Source organism: Candidatus Margulisiibacteriota bacterium, from assembly GCA_003242895.1.
In the GTDB taxonomy this organism is placed as follows: Bacteria; Margulisbacteria; Riflemargulisbacteria; order GWF2-39-127; family GWF2-39-127; genus GWF2-39-127.
Window position 1 is genome coordinate 23,469 of record QKMY01000007.1, and the last position, 17,074, is coordinate 40,542.

10 protein-coding genes are annotated in these 17,074 nt (G+C 38.3%); 4 read left to right on the forward strand and 6 right to left on the reverse strand.

From position 1 onward, the window contains the following. Positions 1-136 precede the first annotated feature (136 nt). The 3 genes from DKM50_00830 to DKM50_00840 form a co-directional block, all read right to left on the reverse strand. Positions 137-505: a four-helix bundle copper-binding protein gene (locus DKM50_00830; GenBank protein PZM83960.1), complete on the reverse strand. Its 369-nt coding sequence runs from the start codon at positions 503-505 to the stop codon at positions 137-139. 506 nt (positions 506-1,011) lie between these two features. Continuing rightward, on the reverse strand, positions 1,012-5,769 hold the full coding sequence (locus DKM50_00835) for a hypothetical protein (protein PZM83961.1): 4,758 nt from the start codon (positions 5,767-5,769) through the stop codon (positions 1,012-1,014). Positions 5,770-5,773: 4 nt separating this feature from the next. After that, entirely contained in the window at positions 5,774-6,922 is a 1,149-nt protein-coding gene (locus DKM50_00840; protein PZM83962.1) for a hypothetical protein, read from the reverse strand. A gap of 234 nt (positions 6,923-7,156) precedes the next feature. Between DKM50_00840 and DKM50_00845 the strand changes: the two genes are divergently transcribed. The 4 genes from DKM50_00845 (at position 7,157) to DKM50_00860 (ending at position 12,023) form a co-directional block, all read left to right on the forward strand. Beyond that, entirely contained in the window at positions 7,157-7,861 is a 705-nt protein-coding gene (locus DKM50_00845; protein ID PZM83963.1) for a hypothetical protein, read from the forward strand. A gap of 91 nt (positions 7,862-7,952) precedes the next feature. Then, positions 7,953-8,195, forward strand: coding sequence for a DUF2164 domain-containing protein (locus DKM50_00850; protein ID PZM83964.1), 243 nt, complete (start codon positions 7,953-7,955; stop codon positions 8,193-8,195). 200 nt (positions 8,196-8,395) lie between these two features. Beyond that, on the forward strand, positions 8,396-10,936 hold the full coding sequence (locus DKM50_00855) for a hypothetical protein (protein PZM83965.1): 2,541 nt from the start codon (positions 8,396-8,398) through the stop codon (positions 10,934-10,936). Positions 10,937-11,030: 94 nt separating this feature from the next. Beyond that, positions 11,031-12,023, forward strand: coding sequence for a hypothetical protein (locus DKM50_00860; GenBank protein ID PZM83966.1), 993 nt, complete (start codon positions 11,031-11,033; stop codon positions 12,021-12,023). Positions 12,024-12,105: 82 nt separating this feature from the next. Here DKM50_00860 and DKM50_00865 read toward each other — a convergent pair whose 3' ends face one another. From DKM50_00865 to DKM50_00875, 3 genes are all read right to left on the reverse strand, one after another. Then, positions 12,106-12,522: a hypothetical protein gene (locus DKM50_00865; GenBank protein PZM83967.1), complete on the reverse strand. Its 417-nt coding sequence runs from the start codon at positions 12,520-12,522 to the stop codon at positions 12,106-12,108. 286 nt (positions 12,523-12,808) lie between these two features. Continuing rightward, positions 12,809-14,530 (reverse strand): hypothetical protein, encoded by a 1,722-nt coding sequence (locus tag DKM50_00870; GenBank protein ID PZM83968.1) that lies wholly within the window; start codon positions 14,528-14,530, stop codon positions 12,809-12,811. A 19-nt stretch (positions 14,531-14,549) separates the two neighbouring features. Next, positions 14,550-16,898: a hypothetical protein gene (locus DKM50_00875; protein ID PZM83969.1), complete on the reverse strand. Its 2,349-nt coding sequence runs from the start codon at positions 16,896-16,898 to the stop codon at positions 14,550-14,552. Between the last annotated feature and the right edge of the window lie 176 nt (positions 16,899-17,074).

Sequence of the window (17,074 nt, forward strand, 5' to 3'; positions counted from 1 at the left end):
AAGCCCTTATTTCTAGGGCTTTCTAAGCCGGTGTTACCTTTCGGAACGGATAAACCTGACTGGAAATAGAGGGCGCTGATGACAGCCCTAATAAATTTGTGCAGCACGTCTTAAAGCTACTCGAAGTTTGTTGCTACTATGCTGCAGAACGCTCTCCCATTTTGCCACTCATCTGTCGACATACATTAGCACATTGCCGACAGGTGTCTGCACACATCCCCATTTTCATATCCTCAAACTGATCACAACTGGCAGCAGTCCATTCACAAATTTCTGCACAGGTATAACAGATGCTCTGGTAGTAATCAGAACCTCTCATCATGACATCTGAGCATGTATTACACATCTCGGTACAATCAAGTAACATTCGCATATGATTTAGCTCTGCATGGTTTCCGCCAAGTTGCAGGCAGTATGTTTGTGTTTCTGTACAGGTGTTAGCACAATCTTTTGTAATACCGATACATTCTCTTATTTGGTCGCTTAACTCAAGTATTTTTGCCATGTTTTTACCTCCCTTTGATTGATAAGCTATTTATGGGCGGTATGATAGTTTAGAACCGATATATTGTCAAATCAGAAGGATAGCCATTGCCGCTTAGTTATTTTATATCCTCAATTCAGTATGGTTTTCAATATAGTTTTGTCTTCTTTTTTACAACATCAAATTAAAAAATGAACTTTTTAAACAAGCAGACCTTATACCCAAAGCGACTAACCAGCATAATTATTTTACCGAATCAGTCGTTCTCACATGGTTTATCAATTATTTAGCAGCTGACAATAAAGGGGTATATTCTCATCAATCACGTTGGAAATGTTCTTGGCAGAATAGAAGTGAATAAGGTGCAACATTTTTACTTTACTCTCGGAGGTCGGGAAAGTTGTCAGCGAAATATCCAAAAGGCTGCGTGAACAAACGCTAAGGCTTAGATTGTTGTTAAATCATTCTTATAAATTATCTTGTGTTTTAAGGAGTATCCATGGCAGTACAAGAAGATAAAGATACGATTATTGCAAGTTAGCTGCTTTGAGCGCATTGTCATATGCTTTGATCGCCATAAGATAATAGAATATACCTCGTTTATCTCCGATGTCTTTGTTAATATGGAAGGGTACGAGTGACGCATATACGTTAGCAAGCTGAAACAAGACCCGGCATCTCCATGAATCTCCGACCCCTATTCCCTTGAATAGAGAATCTTTTTCCAGGTATTTGTGCATTTGATCGAAAATACCTATGTATTTTCTGGTTACAGTATCGTGCAGTAAGGGATAAAAAGTAACATCAGGCACTTTTCCGCTGCTGTCTATTTTAATTTGAATATTATCATCAAAATAATGCCCGTAGTCATAGAGACCTACGGAACTATGTAATAGTTTAGCCATTTCATAGGCCAAATCATTTCCCTCTTTCATGCCTCTGGGATCTATCAGCATAAAGTTAAGGTCCTGATACTGATCGGGTAGCCGAGAAGGATCGAGCAAAATGTTATCAAAATGAAAGTCGCCATGGACATCTACCATACAAGGCGGAGTTAAAAGCATTCTGATATGTTCATTCTGCTGTATTAAGTCCAGATAATGCGATATGTTATAATATTCCCTGCCATTAATTGAGAGTGCCGGCTGTGAAATAAGTTGAGCTAGATTTTCGCTTTTTGTTTTTGTTTCCTCAATTCTTTCCCTAACTTTATTCACGTGGAACCGATCGACATAATCACCGACCTCATTAGAACTCACTCTATTATATAGACTGTTATTCATTTGATTTACTATTTGTTCGATAGCGGATACAGCTAGTTCTGAACTCAGCTCTCCATCAATGATAAGCCGGCAGATGCTCTTCCCCCAGTATGGCATTTCGTACATCGCCTGTTCAGGGGAAATCTCATGCTTCAATATTTGAGGAAAGTACCGGGAAGATTCCTTTGATAAACTGCCTATCCAGTTAATTTCTTCAACGAGTTTTTTATATCCTGGCCCGGTAGCAGTTTTTCTGACAATTAAGCCGTTTTCACTGCCAACCAGCACTGTTGAGGCGTATGAGCCACCGGATAATTCCTTTATTATTTCCGAACTGTGGTTAGCCGGTAATAAAGGAAATTCATTCGTATCAGGTATTTGCATACTCAACTCAAATAGCGTTATGCCTGAACTGTTTGACTTCAATAACCTACACTGGTAATTTTCTTCTATAGCTTGCTTATTCAGATAATTATCAGATTGCCTGCTCAGTATAATTAGTAATTTCCCATTCCTTCCCAGATGTGATTTTGCAGTCTTTAGCAAGTTTTGCAATATTTCCCCATTCCAGTCGGTAGTTCTTTCATCAGGGATCACAGTCACTCCCGCAGGATAGTCAGATTGAGACATCGGCCGCAACCCGTTATAAATAATATACTCATACTGACCTAAGCCGGATAGGTTTTTTTGCTCATAAATACGTCCGGGTGAACATTCGTTTGCCAGGCAATTCATTTTAGTAACTGCTGAGGAAAGTGCTGAAAAACATACAGTATCCACATTCAGCTGTCTCCTGGAAGCATTGACTGTTTGCAGGCCGGATTCTCCATTAAAAACAAGCACGTTGTTGTCATGGCTTATTACGTCAAAAATAGCGCCAACTAATGGCTCTATGTCTACATTGGATATTTGCAGAAATTCCTGTTCTTTTTTCATAGAACCAACTGCAGTTTTTCCCATCAGGTCAGCAAATGTCTGATAGTAAACATCAAGCCAGGGGGAGTATAATCTTAGGGAATAAAAAAATCCTTTCAAACCAAATAACCTATTGATGCTGTCATCCAAAGGATCTAACTGATCAAAAGGATTTTCAATAAATCGTAAATCATGTTTTTTTATTATTTCTTCAGCTTTTTTTAAAACAAAGTCTACGATAGGGTTATCGAGAGGTATGCTGTTCAATTTATGTAACCAGACTCCTCGATTGTATCCGGTATCATCATTTTTAAGTGTTAACGATATCGGACAGCCTGCATACGTTAGTAATGTTGCCGAAGTTTCTTTGCCTAATTCTTTTGGTGATCCCCAAGGCAATTTAATATCTAAGCCGAAAAGACCGGTTATGAAATTTTTATTATTTTCGTTGATTGGTACGTTATTTAACTGAAAAGTTTTATACTGGCGAAGGTAATCCGGGTCTAGTCCAAACAAATCATTAAGCAGAAAGTTTGTTACGTCATTAATCCCTTCGCTAAAAACTTTTTCTGCTTTAACATATAAGTTGTTTACCTCGTTCATCGATAACGTAGGTAGCGCAGAAGAACTTTCAAAATTCTTCCCAACCTGAAGGTCATCCGCTGATATTTGATTGTCAGGATGACTATTGCTTAAATACAATTCGACATAACCATCTCTTGTTCTGACTGTCACTGATCCTTGCTGAGATATTCCTATAATCTGCCCGGGGCTGGAATCATGATGAGAATTATTCTCTATATCTAGCTTTCGTGCATTTTCTATCATTATTCTTTTGCCTTCATAGGTTGTAAAGGCTTCTGGTAAAAAATTTTTAAATACCCTAACTCCAGTAATAATCTCATCCGCTGATAGGTCGCGCCAGTTTATTTGTTTTTGATTATTAATCCCAATATCAATGAGAGGCTCTTGTTCGCTTTTCTTTTTTCGCCAGGAAAATTTAGTAGGCTCGCCGATTTGTGGTACTGGTAGGTCGGTCCCTTTTCCAATTTCGTCCAGATAGGATACTGCTGCTGCAGTTGCCATCGGCAAAATCCTCTGGAACATTTGATAAGCGGTTTCGTTTTTATCTATTGGGACATCCCGAACTTGTTTAACTATATTGCCCGCATCAAAAGCAGAGTTCACTTCATGCCAGGTAAGCGCAGTGGTCTTTTCGCCAGCGAGTATCTGTGCTTGACGCGGGCTAGCCCCTCTATATTGTGGCAGCGGGCTCGGATGGTAATTAACCAATCCTTTTTTGAAGGAATCGAAAAGTGCTGACGGCATTTTATGAGACCATTGCATAATCATGCCAACATCAGCGTTTAGCTCGTGAAGCTTTGTTTGCAGTTCATTGACTTTCTGCGTGTATAACGGATCATCCTGATCAGGAAATATAAGAACAGGAATACCCTTTGCACGAACAAAATCTTGGAATTCTTTTGCTTTCCTGGGTATTGCTATAGATATAAGGTTATGGTTGCTTTCTAAAATATCTTCGACAAGCTTTTCTCCGCTTGCAGTTCCCCTTGAAAAAACTACGACGTTCTGAGCCCGGATTGGTTTCTGGAGTAAACAGGTTGCGTACTCGGCGCTGCTTAGCGCAGTCAGATATGAGTTGTTAATCTCTGGGTTTACCTCTATATTTAACGATAGTTGATATCTATGCTGCAATATTTCCTGAACAAATTTTATTCGCAGCTCACCCATTTTCCCGCTGACAAACGGACCGCCAAGGAATACATTTTCGAAAGGGAACGATCTTTTTCTTAACGCTATAAAACGAGCAGTATATTCACTTAGCATTCTAATTACAGCTTCTGCTATTTCTCGTTCATCAGTATTACTGCTGTCTAAAAGTTTTTGAATTATTGGTCCGGCTGTATTGTTAGTAATTTCCCCGAAACTATTTAGATCAATATTTTTTGCAGTCAGAACTTCTAAAAGTATATTGGCAAAACCTCTTGAAGCACAATATTGCTGATATACGCCCGGTGTTCCCGTTGAGCTGTGATTGCGCGCCTTGGACGAGGTATCAACTACGATTCTGCTATCGATAGCCGTGTAGTTCTGATGGGTTCCATTTTCATCGATGTATCCTCCCATTAAACTTGTGCCTTCTATGTGGAAATATGTCTTTGGTTTTAGTCTTGTTGATAGAAAAAATCCTGTCGTTTCCGTGTCATCCAGGATTGCGACCGGAACGTTGAAGTGTTCTTTTATTAAAGCAGCCAGATTGTTGATCATCTTTTCGTCTGGTGTTCCTTCATAGTGACTTAGAGCGCCGCTGAGCAGAAGTGCTCTGTTCCTGTCCGTGCCGCCACACCAACTGATACAAATTGCCGACAAATCTGCCGGTGTAAACTTTGCAGTATCGAGGGTCCTTTTTATTGTTCTGAGTAATCTTGCAATGAACTGAGGCGCCGGCTCACCAGTAGCGTTAAAAGTTGGGATGGTTTCTGAAGAAACTATTTCATTGTTTTTCTTTACTACTAATTTTGTATTAGTGCCGCCGATGTCGAGCCCGATTGCGGTCCCATCGCCGGGATCATAGGAATGGATGGTATCAAAGGCGGGCGATTGAGGCACAATTTGAGATAGTGTCTCCAATGGGACAAATTCGACTATATGTCCTGGTGTTTGCTTGTTTTCAATAAGATTAATCTGGTTATATTTGTTATTAATCCGGGTCAACAGACGAGCTTGATATATCTCCGGGAGTGCAACAGATATACTTGTTGGAATATATGTATGAATTAAGTCGTTTATATAGCGTGCAATATAGGAAATAATAATGTTTTCATGTTCTTTCCGAAGTAAATCAGCCGAGGGTACATTGATCGCGAGTTTTCTCACTCCGTGACGATAATCTCTAATTACGAGAGTTATCGGATCTCGATCCTTCTCTGATAGCATGGAATCAATCTTTGCAAATGTTTGATGCCAGATAAACGGATCATCTTCATTATGTAATTTGGACAACAAACGCTGACAGCTAAGAACGGACTGGGGATTATCTCCTACTGTTTCTGTTTCTGTAGCAATAAGTTTAAATGAGAGTGTCATTTTCTTATTTCCTCTGTATTACTTCGAGTAACTTTTCGCAAACATAACCGACAGAATCTTCTGTCATATCAAATCCTGAAGGTAAATTAATGCCGTTTGCAGATACCTTCCGGGCAGTAGGGTTGTTCTGAGGAATATAACCTTGCATGCTGGAAATCGGGTAATGCATAGGTCTGATCATAATATTTTTAGAGTGCAGCGCTGAAATTATCGCATCTCTGCGGAGCCCGAAATTTTTATTCAATACTATAGAGGTAAGCCAGAAAGCATTTCTGGTTCCTGGTTTTTCGACATTCAGTTGTATTCCTTCAATATGTCTGAGCTGATTATTGTACCAATCGAATATTTGTCGTTTTTTTGCAACTAAGCTGTCAATATCTCTAAGCTGTGCCAATCCTAAAGGAGCAACGAGGTTCGGCATTTTATATTTATAGCCGACTCCATCAAAAATATAAGGCTCATTGGTATTCATATTATGATTTCCAAATTTTTTAGCTGTTTCATAAAAAGAAGTATTATTGGTAACCAGCATTCCTCCCTGACCTGTGGTTATTATCTTTGATCCTTCGAAACTGAATGTCCCTATATCACCGAGAATACCTGCTTTTGTACCGTTGTAAGATGCACCAAGCCCGGTAGCCGCGTCTTCAAGGATATATAAATTATGTTTTCGTGCGATTTCTCTTATGGCAGCCATATCACACACATTTCCGTAGTTATCGACAATGACTATAGCCTTTGTTTTCGGTGTTATTTTCTCAATAATAGAATCCGGATCAATTGTCCAGGTGTCTTCTGAGATATCTGCCATAATTGGTTCGGCGCCGCAATACTTTACAGTATCCGCACTGGCAACCCAGGTTATTTCCGGCACAATTACTTCATCGCCTTCAGTAATGCCTAATGCCAGCAATGCAAGATGAAGAGCGCCTGTGCAGCTGGATGTGGCAAGCGCATGCTTTGCCCCGACGTATTGAGCAAATTCCTGTTCAAACTGTTGGATATAATCATAAGCTTTTTCTCCCCACCCAGTGCGGGCAGCATCTGCAACCATTGCTACATATTTCTCTGGCATGGGAGGCCTGCCCGTCAGGAGAATTTTATTTCGTGCCGGTGTGTGTGGGAGTGAGATGATTTTTGGATAATGATTCATGATTTTCTCCTGCTTTATTCGTTGTATATACTTAGCGTAAGCTTTTTTCTATAAACTAGTTTACCCATCTTGTGAAACATCGAAACATTGTATCCTCACTTGGCTAGAACTTTATCCTGTGTCTTTTTTTGAGTTTAAAGGGTGACAGAAATTAGTCTTTTGTGATATTCTATTGTGCGCGAGAAAATAATTTCTTGTCAAAAGTATCTGTTTATTACCCAAGGAGGAACACCTATGAATAAATTATTGATTGTTACTGCAGCACTAGTCTTAGTTACTGCAACCGGCTGCACTATTAAAGACAAAAAAGCAGCTTTAAACAGCCCGAAGGAAAAATATAGTTACGCTATAGGAATGAGTATCGGTACCGGGATTACTAAACAAAAACTGGATTTGGACCCAAAGATAATATCCAAAGGAATTCAAGATGCCTTTGCCGGCAAAACAAAAATAACCGAGGAGGAAATGGCTAAGATCTTGACTGAATTCCAGACAGAACAACGCGCCGCCCAGGAAAAAAACATGCTGGAATCAGGCAAAAAAAACCTGGAACTCGGACAGAAATACCTCGAACAAAACAAATCCAAGGAAGGTGTAAAAACACTCTCCAGCGGCATTCAATACAAAGTTATCAAATCAGGTACAGGCGCTTCACCTAAACTTACCGACACGGTTAAAGTGCATTACAGCGGCCGATTAATTGACGGGAAAGAATTCGACAGTTCATACAAACGTAACGAACCGGTTACTTTTCCTCTAAACGGTGTTATCCCTGGCTGGACCGAAATCCTTCAAATTATGAAACCGGGGGACAAGTGGGAAGTTACTATTCCGTCACAACTGGCTTATGGTGACCGGGGTGCACCTCCGCAAATAGAACCTAATTCCGTGTTGGTTTTTGATATCGAACTAGTTGGAATTGAAACCGCAGGAAAATAGTATTTTGAAAAGAATTATCTGGGTTTGATAGTTGCACCCTGCAGGATATTGTTAAAATCAGGATTTACTATGGTTAGAAAGGCCAATTATAATGGAGATAAAATTACCAGAGGAGAATAAAAGAAAACTGATTAGTGATGTGCAGGGTTTCTTTTCTAAAGAGTATGATGAACAAATTGGTATAATAGCTGCTGAGAAGGTAATCGATTTTTTTGTGAGTAATCTTGGAACTCAATTCTATCTTAAAGCTATGGACGATATAAAAGCAAAACTTGCGACCGTCATTGAAGACATCGACGCTGATTGTTATCCGCTTTATAAAAAACTTTTTTGAGATTGCAAGAGATTTATAGTTCCGCATCGGACCATTTTATAATTTCCCCTTCATAAAGTCCCCCTAAAATTAGAAATTATGAGAGACATGCATGAGCCTGTTGATTCAGAGTCGTGCATGTCTTATATAGCATCAATTATTAGGTAAAGAAGTGATTATGGGAAATATTTTGTGTTGCTTGAAATCCGCCGCCTGCTAATATGCGTACCATGGTAAATAACGATGCTAAGCTTAAAATGGGTAGACTAAGTTTTGTTGATACACTAATAGTAGCTCTCTTCTATTATATTGGTGCAAGGGTCGGGCTATTTTTAGTTCAACCGCAGGAAATTGCATCTCCAATATGGATCTCGACAGGAATCGCACTTGCAGCTGTATTGCTGAGAGGTTATGGAATATGTGCAGGTGTATTTCTTGGCAGTTTTTTTGCTGAATTTACATTGTATTACAGTCTCTTACATATAACCAACTTAACGCCAATACTATTATCGAGTGCTGTTATTGGTGCCGGTGCAGCTATCCAGGCATCGGCGGGGGCTTATTTGATAGTAAGGATTATCAAAACGCCGTTCCCATTTAGAAGTATTTCAAATGTTTTTAAATTTATAATAATTATCTTATTGAGTTGCTTAATAAACTCGACCATCGGCGCTATTACTAACGTAGTAGGCGGTTTCCTTCCGGTAACGGCTTTCTGTAAAACATTTGCAGGTTGGTGGCTTGGCGACTTTACCGGTGCAATATTGTTTGCGCCTTTTATCTTAACCTTTGCAAGGTTTTCCAAATCCACGATTACGATACCTTATGTATTAAACTGCATACTGTTTGTTATATCTCTAATAATTTTTGAACTGGTTGTTTTTACCAATATATTTTCATGGAACAGCACCTATTATCCAATTCAGTATATGTTGATCTTTTTTATTTTTTGGGGTGCCTTTAAATTCAATATTGAAGGGGTTGTCACGTATTCCGTAATAAACTTTGTGTTGTCTGTCTGGGGCACCATAAATAGAATCGGACCTTTTGGAAGTGGAGATCCCGCACTTGAATCTCTATTATTACAGGGATTTCTGTCAATATATACAATTGCCGGCTTAATATTGACAGCTGCATTTAGTGAAATGAAACATTCTGAGAGCCGCCTTATTCAATTGAACAGAGAGTTGGAATCACAGGTTCAGCAAAGGGCCAGCCAGTTAGAACAGGAATCCATTGAGCTTGACGCTGCACTTTCAGCTATTGCAGATGGGCTGATTATCTATGATACAGAGGGAAGAATAAAGCGAATGAATCCTGCGATCAGAAATATACTTCGATATGATGAAGCTGTTTTTAGCTTGCCAATCGAGGAACGGATGGCAGGGATTGTTGAGTTAAAAACAGCACAGGGTAATCCTCTATCTATTAATGATATGTTTATTAAAAAAGCTCTCAAAGGAGAATCTGTTACAGGAGAAGCTAGTGTTCATGTTTTCGGGACTGATGAGAGATACTGGATACATTCAAGTGCAGCGCCTATCAGAGACCAGAGAGGAGCTATAGACGGAGTAATAATTACCTTTACTGATTTAACAAGATTAAAGCAGGTCGAAGATGCCCTCTATAGAGAGAGGGAACTTCTACAGACAATAATTGATAGTGTTCCTGTTATGATAAATATTTTTGATCCCGTCATATCCCAGATTGAGATCAACAAATATACTGAAGAGCTTCTGGGCTGGACGAAAGAGGAGGTACTGCATATGAATCTGCCGGAAGCCGTATATCCTGATCCTGAATATCGGAAAATGGCTGAGGAGTATGCTCTTTCTTCAGAAACAGGATTTCGGGATTTTGTGATGATAGCGAAAGATGGAACAAAAAAAATCGTTAGCATGGCACATAGGCAACTGCCGGACGGCAGGCTGGTAGGCATTGGATTTGACGTACGTGAGCGTAAGAAGGCAGAAGAAAAGTTACAGGAGCTAACCAGGACTCTTGAACAGAAGGCAATCGAACGTACGGCACAGATTCAAGCAACTAATGAAGAGCTGGAATCTGTTATTTATAGTATGTCGCATGATCTCTATAGCCCGCTAAGAGGCATTAGCGGGTATGCTGGAATGTTGAATGAACTACTCGAAAAGTCCGAAGGTGATCAGGAAGCCAGGTTATATGCTGACCGAGTACAGGATATAACCAAAAGGATGGAACATATGATAAGTGCAATAAAATTTCTCCTGGGAGTATTTAAAGATGTTTATCCGAGGCAAGAAACTGATTTGTCCGGAGTATTCACAACAATAGCAAATGAATATAAGAGTAAAGACCCGAAGCGTACGGGAGAGTTTATTATCGAGCCTGATCTCGTTGACTGGATTAATAAAGAAGCTATAACAGAAGTGCTAAAAAACCTTATATCCAATTCCTGGAAATATACGGTCCTAAAATCATATAAAATAGAATTCGGTAGAATCTATAAAGATGGAAAAGCTACCTATTATGTCAGGGACAATGGTATTGGTTTTGATAATAAGTATGCAGAACAGATATTCCGTCCTTTTTATCAACTTGGTGGGTATCCTACCGGTGAAACAGGCTACGGAGTCGGGCTAACTGTTGTGCATGCTATTATCAGGAAGCATTTAGGCGAGGTTTGGGCAGAGGGAGCAGAAGGCAGGGGAGCTATTTTTTATTTTACTCTCGGAAAAAGTATAAATGATTCATCTGCAGAAGAGCTGTCGGAACAACAGGAGTAGTGTGTAGCCATACAACGTGTTACAATACGATGCATTTATATTTAATATATGACCTTTCTCTATTAATCTTATATTGTAGGAATAATGCCGGTTAATTAAGGAGCCTGTTGTGTCTGAAGAATTTAATAAATTTATAAATACAATAGAAACAGAAGAAATTACATACGATCTAACGGAGAAAGAAAAGCCAAAATCTGTAGACATTTCCAAGATCGAATATATAAAAAAAGATGCTAATTTTGTGGATATACCTTTTTTTAGTTTCAAAAAAAAGAAATATAAAAAAATTAATTATGTTTTTGATAAAGAAAAGAATATCCAGGTAGAAGTAATCGCTGCTAACAATCAATATGTGCCCACAGCTTTTGATTATAAAGTATTGAATGTGCTCCTGAAATATCGTGAATATTATAGAGTTAAGGATTATTTTCTTATTAATGCTTATCGCATATCTAAGGAGCTTTATAATAATAACACTACTACGGGCGGCAAAGACTTAAAACGAATAACTGAAAGCATAGATCGTTTGAAGACAACGGTATACAATATTTATAATAAATATATATCAAAAGTTGACGAAAATGAATATTCTTTGCAGGATGTTCATCTGATGACAATACTGACGGATGTATCCTACACAGATAACCTTTTGTTTGATGACAGGGTTTATGCTATTTCTTTTTCAGAATCTTTTCTAAATAACGTTAAGAACGATTATAGTTATGAGTTACCGGTTAAGCTTATGAATACTATATCTAATCCTACCGCCCAAAGATTATACGAGGTTATCAGATATAGCAATTATGATAAGTTGAATAGACTATCGGCAGTGCTTTCATATGATGAGATTATAAGAAAGATTCCTCTTACCGCCAATGACGTGCGAAACAATAAAAAGACAATCCAAAAGCTAATAAAAGAGTTGCAGAAACAAGGATTTATTTCGGTGTTTAAGGCTAAATATCCGAAATTAGGATATTTTTACGTGGAATTTGGTTATGCTGATAAGAACACCACCCTTGATAATGCCGAGGTGGCGACGACTTCACGCAGACTGATTGAAATCGAAGCTATCCCTTATGCGTAAGGACCTGCTATGCTAGTAAATACTCAACTCTCTAATCAAGAGTTGAGTATTTAAAAAGGAATATTATTAAGATGGCTGTACTTTAAGAATTTTTCTTGAGCCAGGCAATTGCTGAATCTACGTCAGCAAATTCTCCTAATGTAATGCCTGCCGGACCAGCATTTACTGAAAAAGAATCTACAGCTAATTTAGTTAAAGAACTCTTAGCTTTTATGTTAATAAAGAATTTAATTCCACTTTTGCTAAATCTCAAAAAAACTTCATCTTGAATGAATTTTTGTACCGCATTTGGCATTACACCTGTGGCATAAGTTGAATCAACAACAACAGCTAACACTTTTTGTTTCTTTGTAAAGGCTATATGAGCGTCAATTAATCCTTTAAATGCTTCTAATGATGCTCCATAAAAATTAGACCATGTATCAACTGTTGCATAATCCCCAACGTGATGAACAGAACTCATAACTCCCGGTATTGAATGAATCTCTATCTTAGCCATAGTATTCCTCCTGTAATCGAACATATATAAAATAATTAACCTGGAAACCCAGATTAGATGCTCTTTTGTAATTACTAACCTTTGGTATGGTTTCAACTAATTGATAACATAATATATTTAATTCTATATCATTTATTCTCCCTTCTTCGATTAATTGTTGTTTGCAAAAGCAAGCAAATATTATTCTGCAATCATGAAAGTATTGATTATATTAAATATTTAGTATAATTATATATACATTAAGCAATAGAGTAACCGCAATCTTTCTTTTTTCTTTATCATCTGCTTAGCTACCGTAGAAAGTTTCTTTTAACTGTTCTGCTGATTGCTGAAGTTCTTGAGCCTTTGCATTGTATTCCTCGTTCGCAGCTGCCATTTTTACAATGTGCGATGTATAATTATGATTAACCTCACTCATTTGGGTTATTGTAGTATTTATTAGCTCTATGCCTTGAGCCTGTTCTTCATTCGAACGTGCTACCTGGGCAATCATCTTTGAAGAATCCGTAATAGAAGAAACAATATTATCAAAACAAGATACAACCTCTGCTGATGCTGCAACTCCTTTTTCTGCATTCATTACTACACCTTCAAGCATCGATGCCGTATTCCTTGCAGCCTCCGCACTGTGCAGAGCTAGATTTCTCACTTCGTCAGCGACTACAGCAAATCCTTTACCGGCCTCACCTGCTCTCGCAGCTTCGACCGCAGCATTAAGCGCAAGAATATTTGTCTGAAATGCAATGCTGTCAATAGTTTTGACGATTTTTGTCGTTTCGGTGGAAGTGTTCTTCATCTCGTTCATTTCAGCAACAAGATTCAGCATAGAATGCTGACCTTGCTGGGCTAGATCGAGAGCTTGCATCGCAGATTTGTCTGCCTGTTTTGCAGGGGCTACGGTTTGCCTTGTTACTGAGGATATTTGTGTTAGAGCAGACGCAGCCATTTCCAGTTTAGAGGACTGATTATTCGCGTTTTCTGCCATAAGATTGTTCGTTGACGCTGTTTCAATACTGGCAGATGCTATCAACCGGCTATTTTTTGCTATGCCGTTAATATTTATATCTAATGACTTCATAAGATGGGAAGTTATTCCCTGAATAAATAGTGCAGTAATCACAACAAAAAATACTCCGGCAAATATATTTATCTTTTTTATTCTATTAATATCCTCATAAGTTTCTTCTATCGGGATATTTGCGAGAATAAGCCAGCCAAGCTTTTCAAAGGTTACAAAATATCCTGTTTTATTGACGTTATCAAAAGAATACTTAAATTCCCCATTTTTTTGGGCTAGCATACGTTTGCCAAAATCATAGTCAGAGATATTGAGCTTTAAAATATAATCCTTTTTTTTATGAGTAATTGCTTTTCCAGTTTTATCAGTTATTATAATATAACCGGTTTTACCTACAATTACTTTGCGGACATATGCGTCAGAAAACATTTCCAGCTGTAGAGGAGCTCCTAGTATTCCAATAATTTCATTGTTCGCATATATAGGAGCTGTAATCAATGTTATTGGTTTGCCGGTAGCAGGCGATTTTTGAACGTCTCCAATCCATAGTTTTCCTTCCAGCGTTTTTTCGACATTTATTCTATACTCGGGAATTTTATCGATTTCGATCCCGATTGTTTTCCCGCCAATTGCATCTGCGAATATCTTCGCTGATTTGTCGGCGATAAAAATATTTTCATAGATTGGCTGTATTTCGATGTATTTCTCAAGTCTTTCTTTAGCTTCATTTAAGCGCTGACCTAAACAAGCATCCCGGAATACTCCTGTTTCAGAATATATAGTTATTTGTTGTTTTTTGTCTTCTATCCAGAGGCTTAGATCTTCCCGGACCTTATTTATCATATGTTCTGCCGTATTCCGTTGTTGTTTCAATATGGCTGAAGAGACAATAGTATATGAAAAGATTGATACCACTGAAATTGAGATTAGGATCGTAGGAATAATGAAGGACAATAATTTTGAACGGACACTGAACCTGGAGCTAATCATTTTATTCTCCTTTGTGCAATTAGTCGAGTTTAAACTGAGCTATGTTATCGTAGAGTTCATTTGATAGATTAACCATTTCCTCCGAAGAATCTTTAAGCGAATTAATTGATGCTGATATTTGTTCTGAGGAGGCGGTTATTTCCTGTGTTGATGAGGAATTATCAGTAGCCACATTGCTAATGTCGTTAATGAGTCCAATAAACTCGTCCATTCCATGCTTCATATCGTTTGTGATTGAAACGTTCAGTTTTGCTACTTTGCTGACTACTGCAAAAGAGTCAAAAATTACATTGGAAGAAACGGATACTTCTTTTACGGCTCCATCTGTGATTTCGGTTAGTTGTGTGAGCTTGTGCATGTTTGCAACATTTTCACATGCAGATGCAGACATTTCTTCGGTAAAGGCGGATATATTTTCGATCTGATTAACGGTGTCTTTGACCGCATCAATAATAGTGGTAAGTGCCGATTTTGCTTGATTAACCAAACCAGACCCACTACGGACTTCGTCGGTACTCTCCTTCATAAAGATAACTGCTATATCCGTAGATTCCTGGATGCTTTTGATTAATGTAGCGATCTCTTTGGTAGCTCGTGAAGATTTCTCTGCCAGCTTCCTTACCTCATCGGCAACGACTGCAAATCCTCGTCCATGGTCGCCAGCCCGGGCAGCTTCAATAGCAGCATTGAGGGCCAGAAGGTTGGTCTGTTCAGAGATATCATCAATAACATTGACAATTTCGCCTATTTTGGTGGAATTCTTGCCCAGTTCGTTTATCTTGTCTGCGGCTGATAGAACTTTCTCACTTATTCTGCCCATGCCGATAACGGTTTGAGTCACTATATTCTCTCCATTGAGAGCTATGTCTCTTGTCTGTTTCGAGTTCTCGGCCGCTCTGGAAGCATCAGATGCAATCTGGTCCACCGCCTTGGTCATCTGTGAAGAAACATTCATTACCTTATCAGCACTATCTAGTTGTTTTGTCGATGTTTCATTTATTTGTGACATCGCATCGCTGTTTTGCCTTGAGATTTCCATAGACTTGCTGATATTTTCGTTTTGTTCTTGTGCCCCCTTCGCGATGTTGTTGATCATATCGAGGAGTGTTCTTGTTTTGTAAATGGCTTCACCGATACTCGTCGTCTGGTCAGATGTCCCTTTTGCAACTCCGTCCAACGCTGTGCTAATCTGGTTTATTCCCTTTGCAGTTTCCTGGGCTATATGTGCGAGAGTCTTTGAAAAATCCTGCACCTTTATTGCGTGTAATTTTACATTCTTCATTATATTCTGCATTGAATCAAAAAAATTATTCACGTACTGACACATTTCGCCAAATTCGTCATTGCTTGTCTTCTCTATTCTCCTGCTAAAATCACGTTCTCCTTCAAGCAGATCTTTGAGAACACTGGATGTCTTTTTGATAGGTTTGATTAGTTTCTCAGAAAATAGCCAGATAATAATGGTTGTTATTATTATAAAGGCCAAGACTGAAACTAGACAAATTTGTTTTGCTTTGCTTAATGTAGCGTATATTTCATTTTCAGGTATAGCAGCTACAACAATCCAGTCTCTCTTTTCTATATGTTTTAAGAAAGCAACCATCTGCTTGCCTTCTAGTTCATAATGCAGCTCTCCGTTTTTCTGAGTAAGGATTTTTTTGCCATAATCATAATCGCTAATGTTGAGCTTAAAGATTTGTTCCTTGTTCGGATGAGCTATTGTTGTTCCTGTTTTATCAACAATATAGATAATCCCTGTTTCTCCAAGCTTAATTCCTGATATAAATGTATCTGAAAATGTCTCAAGCTGAACAGGTGTCCCAAGTATTCCTGCAAGTGAGCCCTCCATATATATAGGCCTTGACATGAAGACAATTGGCATTCCTGTTGCTGGAGATTTACCGACATCAGTAATCCATGGCTTCCCTTCTTTGGCTTTTTGAATATTCTTTTCATAAAAAGGTATTTTAGCTATTTCTAGCCCCACTGATTTCCCCCCTATGGAATCAATGAGAATTTTTCCGTTCATGTTAGCAAGAAATATGTTTTCATAAATATTCATTATACGGTTGTATTTTGTCAGGGAACGCTGCGCTCCTTCTGTGTCTATGCCTTTGCATGCATTAATTAGTACGTCAGTAATCGAGTACACTTCGCTTTGCTGTTCAACACTTTTCATCCATTGTTCGATTTCTTCAGCTATTTTGTACAGCGACTGATTCATAGATTCTTTTTGCTGAATGCCTATGATTTTTGAAGTTGAATAATACATTACCGCACCAAGTGTGCTTAGTGAGATAATAATTAACGGAATAACTGCTAAAAGTAATTTATCACGAAATCTTAAATTTAACGGTTTCATAGCCATAACTCCTTTATTGATAATATCGTTCAGCTATCTAAACAGATGCTGAAAAAAAATTTTCTTATCGTACTTTGAGGCTGTAATATCCTAAAATAAAGCAACTAAAACGTCCTGCATTTTCTCAAGATAACCCAACCTGAAAAGATACTTTCCATAATTAAAACAACCTAATGGATAAT